Raw genomic sequence first — 14,274 nt, 5'->3', positions numbered from 1 at the left:
GAAAAAGAACTTAATTGTTTCAAAGTTTGAATATTAACTTGACGCGTAAACTATTTTTCTCTAAAATGAAGCTGAAATACGTATCCCTGTTATTTATAGCGATCTTAAACACAATCCTACCGGCCGGCTAAATTATTGGCCTGGTTTTAGATATTGATGCTATATTAGTAACAAATATAAACTGGTATGAAAAGAACCCATATACTCTTCAGTAGTATAGTATTAATAGCCCTTACCTCTCTGGTTGGTTGTACACAGGATAAGAAAGAATATACCGAGGTTAAAGCCTTGAGAGATAAGAAGGTAAAAATCAAGGACATGTTCGGGATTAATGGTTTTGAGTGGGATTTTTATGATGCGCATTATAATTTTGATACCACCAAATTTAACCGGATTAGAAATTTTAGCGGATTTAGACATTTTCTTGACTGGGAGCGTATAGAGCCTGAAAAAGGAGTGTTCAGGTTCAACCATAAACCTGAAGGAGGATGGAGTTATGATGAGATTTATCAGAACTGTTTCCGCGATAGCATGACGGTTCTTGTGGATTTACAGGTGACGCCAAGCTGGATTGTAAATACCTATCCTGCAAGTAAGAGACAAAGAGACTTGATTCCTATAGCCCATGGCGCCAAAAGAGACCGTCCTGCTTCTTATATAGAGATTGCAAAGGCCGGATTCCAACTTGCTGCGAGGTATGGCAGAAACAGAAAAATCAGCAAAAATTTGATACTAGTTCCTAAAGAGACGAATCCGGTGATTGGACTTGGTTATGTAAAATACATTGAAAGTAGCAACGAGCCGGATAAATGGTGGAGGGGGAAAGATGCGGAACAAAGCCCTGAAGAATATGCCGCCCAGTTATCTGCATTTTATGATGGACATAAAGGTTCACTTGGAAAAGGGGTCGGCGTAAAAACTGCTGATCCAACGATGGTTGTGGTGATGGGAGGAATTGCCAAGCCTAACGTAGAGTTCGTCAAAAGAATGGTAGAATGGTGCAAGATAAATAGAGGTGTTAAAAAGGATGGTAAGGTGGATTTGTGCTTTGATGTGATCAATTACCATATGTATTCAAATGATTATACGGGATGGTTTGCTAAATTCAGAAGTAAAAAGAGGGGTGTTGCACCGGAAACAAATGACATGACCGAGATTGCAAATAGCTTTACCTCCTATAGTGCTGAATTGGGAAATATCCCGGTTTGGTCAACAGAAACAGGGTATGACCTTGGCGAGCGCAGCGCTCAAAGAGCAATTCCTATTGGTTCAAAGTCGAATGAAATTACTCAGGCAGACTGGTTATTGAGGTTAGGATTGTTATATGCGAGACTTGGCATTGATAAAGTGTTTTATTACCAGTTGTATGATAATAATGATCCTGGAACAGATGCAGGAGATGCTTTTGGATTTTCAGGATTGGTAGATCGGGTTAAGCGAAGACCTGCTTCAGATTACATTCGTCAGGTGACGAAGCTGATGGGAGATTATAGTTATTTTAATACGATTAATCAGGATCCTGTAGTAGACATCTATCAGAACGGCAATAAAAGGATGTATATCCTGTTGGTGCCGGATGAGGTGGATAGAAAAGAAAAGTATACGCTTGATTTACAAAATGCGAAGTTCGCATTGATTTATACACTGACACCGGGATCTGATACCATGTCTGTTAAAGAGGTAAAAACTGCTAACGGAGTAATTGAAATGGAAGTGACTGAAACGCCTGTGTTTGTAGAGGCTAAACCTTAATTAAATCATCCTTGGATAAAGGAGAATAATTCCCTGATCTTTATTCCGGATTTAAATCTGAGAATGAGGATCAGGGATTTTTTTTGTGATAAAGAGAGAGTGCTTCCAGACAGAAGCCGGTTGTCATTTCCTCCGAACCATAACACAATTGTTTTTTTGGTCCTCCATAATAAACAGCCCATCTGATCCATCCGCCGGATGACTGTTGCTGGCTGATCAGGTATTGAACAGCTGCCTCCAGAACAGGGGAATAATAACCACAGTTACTCAGGGTAATAATACCCAAAGCAGTGTCCAGCACCCCATCTCCAAATGCGCCATTATTTTGTGCTGTTTTGAGTACCCTTTCTATCATTTTCTCTTTAGCGGGCTCCAGCTGCTGGATGCCGGCTTTGTAATTTCTGGAAATGAAGTAATAAATGATAAATGGGTTGCGATACCAAAGGTCACAATCTCCTTCTTTTTCTCTGTCAATAATATCCAGTAGATAGGGGACTATCGGGGCTGTTTTTTCATTCCAGCCGAGGTAGAACAATACATTTGCATTCACTGCTGCATCAATATCATAACGGCCTGCTTCTGTGTTTCTCCAGAAAAGTAAATAGCTGATCGGGCGCTTTAATGCCCTTAGGTTCAGCAGCCAGAAGTCTTTGATGGGAACAAGGCTCGGCCTGAACGTAAACCAGGTATAAAACAGACCTGATTTGTTTCTGTTGGCCAATAGCATTTTCTCATTTGGTTGAAATCCTTTATTTAGCTCCTGAAGTACTTTTGAGGCACATGCAGTATTGTCTACATCTGGGGGACAAATCGGGAAAAGTGGATTTAATATCGTGAAATTGTTCCATACCCCGGCCCTCATAGACTGATACTGCAGGAAAGCTCCTGCCATTTCCAAAATCTGATTTACTTCAGGGAGGTGTCTTAAATGCATAATAGACTGGGAAATGAGGGAAGTAGGAAAAACATTACTGTGGGTAATGCACATTTTCATTTCGTCTTCATTACCGATATAGCAGCAAAACTCCCCGTTTGGGTATTGGTGATCATAAAGATATTTTACACCCTTCAGAATGCTTTGTTCAGTACCGGATTGCTCTTTCATCAAGGGTGATTTTTTTATACTTTATGTTGTGAAGCATTTTTATTGAACAGCTTATGATAATGTCCAGCCAGGGCAACAAGTTCTTCATGTGTTCCTGACTCTACGATTCTTCCGTCGGAAAGCATATAAATATAATCCGCATGTTTAACTGCAGATTGCCGGTGGCTAATGATTAAAGCCGCACGGTTGCCTATTCTTTCGCGGAAAGAGTCGAATAATATTTTCTCTGCATTGGCGTCCAGTGCACTCGTGGCCTCATCCAGAATAATAAATCGGGAACTGCTATAGAATGCCCGTGCAATTGCCAGTTTCTGCCATTGGCCGATGCTAACTTCATGGCCATCTTCAAAAATCCTGCCCATAACCGTTTGGTATCCTGCAGGAAACGTATCGATGAATAAATCAGCGCCTGAATTTTTTGCTGCCTCAACGATTTCATCAGGATGTCTGTTTCCATAAATGTCTCCAAATTTGATGTTGTCAGCAGCAGTTACGTTGTATTTTCCAAAATCCTGAAAGACTGCACAGATTTGTTTCCGATAGTCAGCACTTTCAAAATTTCTGATGTCCGTACCGTTTAAAGTAATTTGTCCCGATGTAGGATCGTACAGCCTGCACATCAGTTTAATTAACGTTGATTTTCCGGCGCCATTCATACCAACTACAGCAATGATTTTACCAGCGGGCATTTTAATGTTGATGTCAGACAATGTTGGCCGATCGGCATGAGGATAGCTAAAGCTGAGGTCTTTTAATTCCAAGTCTATCTGAGCAGCATCGGGAATTGCCAGTGGGGAAGGGTTTTCCGGTAAGCTGCTCTTCAGATCAAAGAGTTCAAAAATGCTTTTTACAAAAATATTATTCTGATAAAGGGTGGAAATACTGGTAGACAATCCCTGTAAAACATTAAAAGACTGAGGAAAGGCGACGAGAAACAGGGTGATATCTCCAACACTTGTTGTTCCATGGATACTGCCAATTGCGATATAAGCAATACAGGAAAAAAAGCCCATTGCAGCAATGGTGGATGTCATCAACTCTTTATACGTACGGTGTTTGCTGATCCTAAGTTTTCCAGCCAGAAGGTCCAGCCGGATGCTGGTGTATATTTTTCTTAAATGGGCGCCAAGTCCGAAGCTCCTGATTTCTTTTGCGTGGACATCAGAGGTAAGTAAAGTACTCATATAGCCGGATTTTCTCTCCAGCGCAGTTTGTGCAATGCGAAGTATATTTTGACTGTTGGCGAAATTAATACGCACCCATAAGGTAGGAATCACGAAGATCGCGAGGATTGGAAATAACCGCCAGTCAATGGAAACCAGCATGGAGCCAATGACGATCAGACTGATCGTATTCTTGGCGATATCGACAATCGTGAATACAATAAGATTAGGACGGTCGGTGCCCATATCCCTGGCCCGTTTCAGAATGTCGAAATACTCCGGGCTTTCATAAAAAGACAGGTCAAGGCCAATGGCACTTTCATGGATTTTGCTGTCAATATATTCCCCAACTTCTCCGGACTGCTTTTCTGTAATGTATCCTGAAATCGCTTTTGTTCCGGCATATAATGTGGCCGATAGGGCTGCAAGAATCAGGTACTTAATCACCTCCGACTCATTTTGGAGATTATTGATACCATGCTTTGAAATGGTATCAATTAAAACCTTCAGCATGTATAGAGAAGAAAAGAACAAAGCACTTTCTATAATAATAAAAATGATGGATACCGTAGTCCATGTTTTTGATGCTGACCAAATCAGTTTCAGGATCCTCAGGAGGTTCAGATTGGTACTTAACTTGTGGAGTTTATTGGTAAATGATCTAATCATCGTTACAAAAATAACAGATATAATGTTGGATTGATTCTTTATTCTATGATTTCCTAAAAGGAACCTTCATCCCTGAATGGTTTCAGTCGCAGATCGTATTTCTCAGCAATTCATCATGGCACTGTGCAAATCCCTTCTCAAATGAGAATACTTCTTCTCCTGGTATATACCCACCTTTATCTAAAAAGAGATCAAATTTAAGTCTGAATCTTTCTTCAAATGGTTTATTTAAAGTTTTCAGATTTTTATGTGGTAGCATAAGGCTCATAGATATAATCTTTAGGATCAAATGCGGTGGAAGCTAGTACAAGTAAGATCGCGTCTTCAGAGAAATCATGCATAACATGCCAATCTTCAGGCAATAAGAAGATGCATTTTTCAGGACTATCAAGATCGAATATTTCCGTTGTTTTGCCATTATTGTTCGTGATTTTGCAAGAACCTTTAATACAAATCGCAGCCTGATGGGTTTCGTGATGTCTGTGACCCCCGCGGTCCGTATCATCAACTGCGTAGATATAAAATAACCTTTTGATCTCAAATGGAACCACCTGGTCTAATACGGTAAGAATGCCTCTGCTGTCCTTAAATGTTTGAATGTTAATTATGTGTGCCATGTTGTAATAAGTTGTTGTCGATTAAATTTAAAATTTCAGAATGGTTGACCATGTCAAATTTCCTCGCAAACAACATTTCTGTTTTCTTTAAATGTTCAAAATCTGTCTCGTTCAGTACTTTAGGGTTTGCTCCTCCGGCAGACCAGTCGATATACCTGTAGTTGTTATTAATCACCTTGTCTTTATACCTCGAATTGAGTATGATGGTCTGAAAAACAAATTCATCACTAGCCCAGGTAAAAGAAAAGAATTGTCTAAGTTTTTTATCTCCTTCTACTTTGTTTACCACATACAGGGCTACTTCCGGACTGAGCATCCAAAACATTGATTTCCCGTATGGGTGTAATTTATAAGGTAATTCCCTTCTGGGAAGCATTTTGTTGATCACTTTTTCCAGTCTGTGTTTTCCAGGAAAGTGATAGCCCGACAGGAAATAATTCTCCATACGGATTAAGCCTTCTTTCCAGTCATTTTTAATATCGCGATAGCTAAGGTACTCTTTGTCTACCCTATTTTCAAAGAATTCATGAATGGCCGATGCAGGCTTGAGCGGATAATCCTGTCCACTTAAAAAATTAATAAATCCATAGGTGATTCCAGTGGACACAATTTCTTGTATGCACTCAAAAGTAGCAATAACCGTACTAAAGCCGGCCCATTTTACGTCAACTCTGTTATTGATGAAATAGACGTTAGGTAATGTTTTAAAAAAAAGATGAGGATTGATATCGAATTTTTTATCTACATGAATGTAAAAATCAAAATTTTCATGATATAAGTTCCTGATCATTCTTTCGGTTTGTTGGGGATTGGTATAAGTTAAGATCAGATGGGCAATACGCATGTCTACAGCAAATGTTTCGCAATGAAAATATAGTGCCAATATTCTAAATAGTCCTTTTACAGGTGTTTTTTAGAATATTAACAAACTTAGGGTGATGGGACCTGCCTTCTAAATATACAGGCAAAACGAGGGATCTTCAGACTTATCGACATCACCGCGCTGCATGCGATGAAAGTGCGTCCAAATAGGCTTCAGCTGATTTTGCTTCAGCATTTGTGCTATTTTTATTTGTTCAGGAAAGCCAGAAGTTCTATTCCTGCAGAGCTCAGAATATCCTTTTTTACCATTATACTTATATTCCCTATAAGAGGGGCTAACTATATTCTTTTTAGATCTGGTTTTTAAAAGTTGATGAGATGATTTACGCGAGACGTAACAGATGGTGGTTGGGGAATCAGTGCGAACAAGTTTTATGGTATCTCCCGAGTCTTTAACGGAAGCGGCAATAACGGTAGGATCGGTCTCTCCGTTAGTGTTAGTCAGACGTTGGCGTTGTGGAAATGACACACTGATGAGTATTCCAACATATTTTAATAAGGTGGATATTATACTTAACATTGACATTTTTTTATTTCTCTGCACATATGACCAATCCTATCAATATTAGTTATCAAATCAATAGGATTATTCCCCGGAAGTCAAATTATTGATGGTTAAATAAAAGACTGGTACAATTATAGCTTTTTTGATCGTCATATTGAGACAAAAATGATAAATCAAAGTATTACTTTTACAAAACATGAAAATGACCTCCATAATTTCTGTCAACTTTAACCAACCTGAAGTAACCATTGCTTTTTTAAAGTCTGTTAAGGACCATGCCGGAGAGATCCCGCTTGAAGTAATTCTGGTTGATAATGGCAGCAGGATTGATCATGGCCCCGAATTTTTATCGGCTTTTCCCGGGCTTATATACCTGCGGTCAGCAGAAAATCTCGGGTTTGCAGGTGGTAATAACATAGGCATTGAGCGGGCAACAGGGGATTTTCTTCTTTTGCTAAATAACGATACGGAAATTACGCCCAATCTGATTCCAGTGCTCAGTGAGGAATTGGAACGGAATCCTGAAATAGGTCTGATCTCACCTTTACTGCTTTATTATGATCAGCCTGACCTGATTCAGTATGCGGGATTTACAGAGATGAACTACCTGACTTGCCGAAATAAAGGAATAGGTAATATGGAACACAATGTTGGACAATATGATGAGGCCAGCAGGGAAACTGCGTTTTGTCATGGTGCGGCAATGATGTGCCGAAGGGCAGATCTGGAAAGGGTAGGACTTATGGAAGCACATTATTTCCTGTATTATGAAGAACTGGATTGGTGCGAAAAATTTAAAAGAGCAGGTCAGAAAATCTGGTTCAGCGGGCGGACAAAAGTATATCATAAAGAATCTATAAGTGTAGGAAAGGAAAGTAATATCAAAACCTATTTCATGACCCGAAACAGGATGCTTTTTATTCGTCGCAATACGGGTTGGTTCAATACCCTGCTGTTTAGTTTGTTTTACATTTTCATCGCCTGTCCAAAACAAATCCTGTTATACCTGAAAAAAGGACGGAAAGATTTAATTAAGTGGGTGCTGAAAGGCTTGATCTGGAATTTCAGTCATTCGAATCAAAGTGCTGATTTAGGTTTTAAAATATAAATATTGATGATTATAGCTTTTTGGATCAGCATTTTTCTGATTGTATATACCTTTATCGGGTATGGTTTTGTATTATATATCCTGGTGAAGGTTAAAAACTTGTTTTATACTCCTTTTGCCTTCAAAAAAGAGGCAGTTTTACCAGGCATATCGGTATTGATTGCCGCTTATAATGAAGAAGATATTATTGAGGAAAAGATCAGGAATACCCTGGCACTGAATTACCCCAAAGATAAGGTTCAGGTTATTTTTATTACCGATGGTTCTACAGATCACACCGCAAAGAAGGTCAGTGCTTATCCTGAAGTTACCTTGCTCCATAGTGATGCAAGAGCAGGAAAGATGGCGGCCATTAAAAGAGCCATCCCATTCCTGGAAATGGAGATCATCGTTTTTACAGATGCCAATACCTTTCTGAATAAAGATGCACTTCTGGAATTGGTAAAGCACTATCAGAATCCTAAAGTGGGGGCAGTTGCAGGAGAAAAGCGAATTCTGGTAGAGGAAACCGCTGATGCCAGCTCTGCAGGGGAAGGGTTTTACTGGAAGTATGAGTCTCTTTTGAAAAAGTGGGACTATGCCTTGTACTCCGGTGTAGGTGCTGCGGGTGAATTGTTCAGTATCCGTAAGGCATTATATCAGCCTGTAGCATCTGATACGATTATAGATGACCATATGATTGCTATGCGAATTGCAGAAAACGGACACATCATTGCCTATGAACCCGATGCCTATGCCATGGAAACGGCTTCGGCAGATGTAAAGGAAGAGTTAAAACGTAAAATAAGAATTGCCGCAGGTGGGATTCAATCGATATTGCGTTTAAAAAAGGCGGCAAACCCCTTCCATTATCCTATTTTTACGTTTCAGTACATTAGCCATCGGGTTTTGCGCTGGACCATTACTCCCTTTTTACTGATTCTTGCCTTGATCCTGAATGCATGGATCGCATTTGATACCGGATCCTTGTTTTATCAGGTTTTATTTGGTCTTCAGGTTTTTTTCTACCTGCTCAGCCTCATCGGACTTTATTTCGAAAACAGGAATATCCGGATAAAAGCCTTATTTATTCCTTACTATTTCTGTGTAATGAACTATGCGGTCATTGCAGGGATTCTTAGGTATTATCAAAAGAATCAAAGTGCCGCCTGGGAGAAATCTAAAAGAAAATAAGAGGATCTGTTAAATCCCGGTATCTGATCTATTTAGGCGGATCAGATACCGGGATGCTAAGGAGAGAAATTCTTTCTCTACTAAATTTTGTCTAATGTGTCTTGCAGAATCCTTGCAAACTCCGCATCGTTAGGTGAATATAAAAAGGTTTCATGATCTCCGGGAACATCATGAGTTTCTACTCCCTGCTTCGCAAATTTATTCCAACCGAGATAAACCAGGTCATCCAGGTAATAAAGTCTCTTCTTTACCCTGAAAAGACTGATCTTAATATCCGAAGGTTCCATTTTGTAGTGATCATGGGCCTTGTCGTAATGATTATAAATCTCTTTTTCATAAGGGCTGAAATGAATGGTGTAATCTTTTACCTCATTGTTTAAAATCCGATCCAGTCTTAACCTCAGCCTATGGATTTGATATTGGATGGCTTCGCTTGGATTTCTGAAAAATGAGCCAACAAAAAAGGGAATCTTATAGAACTGACGTCTGATCTTCTTCATTAATTTAACTGATGTTTCCGTAGAGCCACCGGCATCCCCGGCATAAGTATCCAGGATCCCCAAAAATTTAACGGCTTTCCCCATATCCTTCAGTTGCTTTGCCATTTCATAAACAATAAAGCCTCCCAGAGAATACCCACACAGACAATAAGGTCCATTTGGATTTACTTTAATGATTTCTGCAACATAGACTGCCGCAATCTCTTCAATACTGGTATAGAGCTGGGTTTCCTGGTTTAATCCCAGGGCCTGCAGACCATAAATGGGTTGTTCTTCGCTTACATAGGTGCTGATTGATTTAAACACCAGAACATTTAAGCCTCCTCCATGAACCATAAATAAAGGGTCCTTTTTGCCGGTTGTCTTAATGGGAACCAGCGATTCCCAGACTTCATGAGCTTCGTCTGCAATAAGTTGTGCAGCCAGCTTTTGAATCGTGGAATTGTTAAACAGCGTTGCTAAAGGAAGTCTCTTTCCTGTCTCTTTTTCTATCGCAATCATCACCTTTACGGCCAGCAGGGAATGCCCGCCAAGCTCAAAGAAATCATCGGTAAGGCTGAGGTGTTCCAATCCCAGCGCAGCTGACCAGATATCTGTGACCAGTTGTTCATTTTTAGTAAGTACCAGACCCACCTGTCTGTTGCTGCCATCATCCGTCCTTTTGGCATAAGGTTTCGGAAAGGCATTTCTATCGATTTTTGCATTGGCGGTTAAAGGAAAGCTTTTGAGCGCGATAAAGTCATCAGGTACCATATAGGCAGGAAGGGCTTTATAGAGCTTGTCTTTCCATGCTCCAATGATCTCTTTGGAGATGACAATTTCATTCTTCGAGAAAGGCAACCTGGCGTAGCTGTGTAGATTTGATTTTAAGGATTCAGCAGCAGAAAAATAGGGAAGTGTTGCTTTCCGGGAAGAAGGAATAAAAACCACATCAAACAGGCCATCTGTTCCATCGCTGGTCCACCTGACATGTGCATTGAAATTTAAACGCGCTCCCAGCTCCCAGAAAAGATCCGGAGCAGAACCCTCGTTTATCCCTGCCACTTCAATTTTGATCTCTTTCAAAAGGCTATTGGGGTCTCTGCTCTGCATGAGCTGTAATAGCCGGTGATCTTTGGCGGTACGTTTGTTTACAATGTTTTTTAATTCCAGGACCTGTGATGGATTGGCGGAGAGCAGGCGCTCAATTTCAAGTAAAGAATCTTCATTCTTCCAGATGACCTGGGTATCAGGAATTACCGTTTCAGAGGGAACCGCAACATATAACCAGATGTCATAATGATATTTTGTGGTTTCATTTAAAGACAGGCCTTTCCGAAGCTGGACATCTACTCCGGTAATTTCAGGGATGATCCCCGGCAAGCTGTAGAAAAAGCCCGGATCTGCAACAAGCTCATCCTCTATGCGGACCCTGTTGAGCACAGCCTCATTAAAGGAAGATAAGGTAGTCGAATCCGCAGCATGTGGGAGGTGATCCATTGCATGGCACATTTTCAGGGAATTCTTACCCTGCATGTCTCCAATGAAAATACAACCACCTGATCTGAGCGATTTAACAGATTCTTTAATCACTTTAATCAGGTAATCTGCATTGACAAAATATTGGGCCACGCTATGAATCAGGACCAGGTCAAATGAAGTATCTACAATGTCTGTAAAGTCATCTGCCTCAGCCGTTTTCGCTTTTACATGGCTCCATTGATCAGGAGCTGCGGCCAACTTCTCATTTAAATTATGAATGGCCGTTTGCGCATAATCTGTCGCCATATAATATTCGGTTTCCGGAGCAAGCTCAAACAGGAGCTGCCCCGCACCACTTCCGATTTCATAGATTTTTTTTGAACCGAGCAGCTTAATCCTTTCTGTGGAGGAATGAAGCCATTCGGCAGCCTGCAAAGCTAAATCAGCACTATTTTCATAATGTTCCAGCAGGCTGTCGTCCAGATTCTGCTCGGAAAGGGCCAGGTCTTGTTTGGACGCTGCCCCCATATCATAGAGGGCATCCCAGCGATCTTTCCAGGAAAGGTTGTCCTGATCAGTTTTATCGTCAAGAAGGACATAAGCAATCAACCGCTTATCTGAAGGTGCATCTTCTCTTGCCAGGACGACGGCTTGCTTAATTCCTTCCTGAGCAGCAATGATGGTTTCAATTTCCCCTAATTCGATCCGGTGTCCACGAATTTTTACCTGCTGATCAATCCTTCCCAGGCAGAGGTATTCGCCGTTTTCTAATAATTTACCAAGATCCCCCGTTTTATATAATATCTGACCAGAATCATCGTCCTGTATAAACTTCTCATTGGTCAGCTCTGGCCTGTTTAAATAGCCGTCTGCTACACCAGCTCCTCCGATATATATTTCTCCAGGCATACCGGAAGGTAAGGGCCTTCCCAATTCATCCATGATATAGAGGTCTGTCTGGTTAATCGGATGGCCGATGGTGAGTAGCTGATCCCCCGGACTAACTTTTTTGATGGTCGACCAAATGGTAGTTTCTGTTGGACCATACATATTCCATAAGGCAGTACATCGTTTGAGCAGTTGATCGGCCAGTTCTTTTTTTAAGGCTTCTCCCCCCGAAAGTATTTTTATCGCATATGCTTTTTGCCAGTCAGAGTCGATCATCATTTGCCATGTTGAAGGCGTGGCTTGCATGATGCTGATTGCTCTTTCCTCGATGATGCCGAGCAACAATCTGCCGTCTTTTGTTTCCTCTGTGTCTGCAATGACCAGCTCAGCAGCAGAAATGAGCGGTAGATAAAGTTCCAGCCCGGCAATGTCAAAAGAAATGGTAGTAATGGCAAGCAAGCGGTCATCGGCTGTAATACCCGGCGCAACCTGCATGCTCAATAAAAAGTTAGAGAGATTTTTATGGGTAATTTTTACTCCCTTGGGCTTTCCTGTGGAGCCTGAAGTATAGAGTATATAAGCGAGATCATTCGGGCCTGTTTGTATTTGAGGTTGATGATCCGGATAATTACCAAGACTCTGCCAGATTTCCTCCATTACAATTTCCTGAGCATTGGTATGAAACCGGCCCTTGTTTTGTCGCGAGGTGAGTAATTTTTTCGCTGCAGAATCCGTTAACATAAATTCTATCCGCTCATGAGGGTACTCCGGATCCAGGGGAATATAAACCGCTCCGGCCTTTAAAATGGCCAGCAGGGAGATCAGCATTTCCATGGACCGTTCTGTTGACAACCCAATGATGTCGCCAGCGCGGACTCCCTTTTCAATTAAGTAAAAAGCCAGTTGATTGGACTTCTCCATCAGTTGCTTATAGCTCATTTGTTCCTTCCTGAAGGAAACAGCAGTCTTATCCGGATAATGACCGGCAACCTCATTGATCAGCTCGATGGTGTTCTTAAAAGCATGCCCAACAGGTTTCATCGCTTCAGATGTTCCTTTTTTAGCTGTTTTAGCGCAGTCACTTAACTGAAGTTCAGGTTGCTGTGCCAGTTTCTCAAGAAGAATTTCGAATTCCTTCGTCATCCGCTCTATGGTCGCTGCTTTGAAAAGCTGGGTATTATAGGTCCATTCCAATATAAAACTATCTTTCGATCCGGTTAAATTCAGAAAGATCTCGAAAGTTTCATAGGCTCTCGGATTTGAAACCAAATGGTGTTGAAGGGTATCGAAAAATACGGCACTATCCATGCCCATATCCATATTAAAAACTACAGGAACCAAGGGGATTCGCGAGGTATCTCTTTTTACATTTAGTTTCTTTACCAGCTGGCCAAAACTAAACTGCTGGTGTTCATAAGCATCGAAAAAAGCTGATTTTCTAAGCTTCAGGTATTGCAGAAAGGAGAGCTCGGGATCAATAATACTTCTTAACGGCAGGAGGTTTACGCAATGTCCAACCAATTCAAAGTTTTCTGTGGCGGATTGTCCGGCTGTAGGCAGGCCGACCACAATATCTCTTTGTCTGGTTTGCTGGTATAGAAAAACTTCAAAGGCAGTCAACATCGTGTTGACAAGGCTGCATCCGGCTTTCGCTCCCATTGCCTTTAGCTGACTAATCAGCGAAACAGAAAGGGGATGGTCGATTCGATGGGCTTTGTAAGTACGTGTTGCTGGCCTTACATAGTCTGTCGGCAGGTCTAACACAGGGATATTGCCTTTATATAGATCCAACCAATAGTTTTCTACTTTCCTAAAATCTTCGCTTTGAAGAAAGTGGTGCTGTTCTAAAGCATAAGTGCTGATTTGAGGACCTTCGTCCAGAATTGCAGGCAAACCCTTTAAATGAGCATTGTAAAGTTTACTCAGGTTTTCCAAGATGATGCCTATAGACCATCCGTCCCCAATAAGATGATGGATGACCAATGTGAAATAATGGTGGTCATCTTCCAGTTTATGAAGGTGTACACGAAATAACGGACCATTCTGTATGTCGAATGTCAGGTTCATCTGATCGGCTACAAATTCCCTGAGCAGCTGCTGCTGTTCGAGGGTATCATTGCTGCTCAGGTCTTCCATTTCGAAATTGAAAGGGAAGTCTTTGTAAATGATGAAATTCTCTCCGTTGGCACTGACTGAAGATCTTAGTGCTTCGTGGCGTTTTACAATAATTTCCAGTGATTTTCTGAATGCACTGAACTGAAAAGGGCCTGTAAAATCTAATGAAACAGATTCATTATAGGCAAGGCTTGCTTCATCACCGCCTATGATACAAGATAACCAGATTTCACGTTGTGATTCATTAATGGCTACAATTTTTTCAATATCCTTCTGATCTTCAAATGGATTGAAGGTGATTTGGTTAAAACTAAGGTCTGATTTCTGATCGATCAT

General features: G+C 41.0%; 9 protein-coding genes. 3 read left to right on the top strand and 6 right to left on the bottom strand.

The annotated features are described in order from the left end of the window. Positions 1-186 precede the first annotated feature (186 nt). Positions 187-1,752 carry a hypothetical protein gene (locus tag AAFF35_RS17760; RefSeq protein WP_342327866.1) on the top strand — a complete coding sequence of 522 codons (1,566 nt, stop codon included), beginning with the start codon at positions 187-189 and terminating at the stop codon, positions 1,750-1,752. 70 nt (positions 1,753-1,822) lie between these two features. On the opposite strand, the gene AAFF35_RS17755 is transcribed toward AAFF35_RS17760, so the two are convergent. The 5 genes from AAFF35_RS17755 to AAFF35_RS17735 all read right to left on the bottom strand — a co-directional run bounded on the left by AAFF35_RS17755 (position 1,823) and on the right by AAFF35_RS17735 (position 6,708). Then, positions 1,823-2,857 carry a hypothetical protein gene (locus AAFF35_RS17755; protein ID WP_342327865.1) on the bottom strand — a complete coding sequence of 345 codons (1,035 nt, stop codon included), beginning with the start codon at positions 2,855-2,857 and terminating at the stop codon, positions 1,823-1,825. A 14-nt stretch (positions 2,858-2,871) separates the two neighbouring features. After that, a complete protein-coding gene (locus AAFF35_RS17750; protein ID WP_342327864.1) occupies positions 2,872-4,689 on the bottom strand; it encodes an ABC transporter ATP-binding protein in 1,818 nt (605 codons plus the stop codon). 245 nt (positions 4,690-4,934) lie between these two features. Further along, positions 4,935-5,306, bottom strand: coding sequence for an FdtA/QdtA family cupin domain-containing protein (locus AAFF35_RS17745; protein ID WP_342327863.1), 372 nt, complete (start codon positions 5,304-5,306; stop codon positions 4,935-4,937). Further along, on the bottom strand, positions 5,290-6,189 hold the full coding sequence (locus tag AAFF35_RS17740; RefSeq protein WP_342327862.1) for a beta-1,6-N-acetylglucosaminyltransferase: 900 nt from the start codon (positions 6,187-6,189) through the stop codon (positions 5,290-5,292). Before AAFF35_RS17740 ends, AAFF35_RS17745 begins: the two co-directional genes overlap by 17 nt. Before the next feature lie 69 nt (positions 6,190-6,258). Then, entirely contained in the window at positions 6,259-6,708 is a 450-nt protein-coding gene (locus tag AAFF35_RS17735; RefSeq protein ID WP_342327861.1) for a hypothetical protein, read from the bottom strand. A 187-nt stretch (positions 6,709-6,895) separates the two neighbouring features. On the opposite strand from AAFF35_RS17735, the gene AAFF35_RS17730 reads away from it, so the two are divergent. Next, positions 6,896-7,801 carry a glycosyltransferase family 2 protein gene (locus AAFF35_RS17730; RefSeq protein ID WP_342327860.1) on the top strand — a complete coding sequence of 302 codons (906 nt, stop codon included), beginning with the start codon at positions 6,896-6,898 and terminating at the stop codon, positions 7,799-7,801. Positions 7,802-7,807: 6 nt separating this feature from the next. After that, positions 7,808-8,974 carry a glycosyltransferase family 2 protein gene (locus AAFF35_RS17725; RefSeq protein ID WP_342327859.1) on the top strand — a complete coding sequence of 389 codons (1,167 nt, stop codon included), beginning with the start codon at positions 7,808-7,810 and terminating at the stop codon, positions 8,972-8,974. An 80-nt stretch (positions 8,975-9,054) separates the two neighbouring features. On the opposite strand, the gene AAFF35_RS17720 is transcribed toward AAFF35_RS17725, so the two are convergent. Continuing rightward, a complete protein-coding gene (locus AAFF35_RS17720; protein ID WP_342327858.1) occupies positions 9,055-14,274 on the bottom strand; it encodes an amino acid adenylation domain-containing protein in 5,220 nt (1,739 codons plus the stop codon).

The sequence above is a fragment of the Pedobacter sp. FW305-3-2-15-E-R2A2 genome (assembly GCF_038446955.1).
GTDB lineage: Bacteria > Bacteroidota > Bacteroidia > Sphingobacteriales > Sphingobacteriaceae > Pedobacter.
This window is presented reverse-complemented; position numbering and strand designations above follow the sequence as displayed.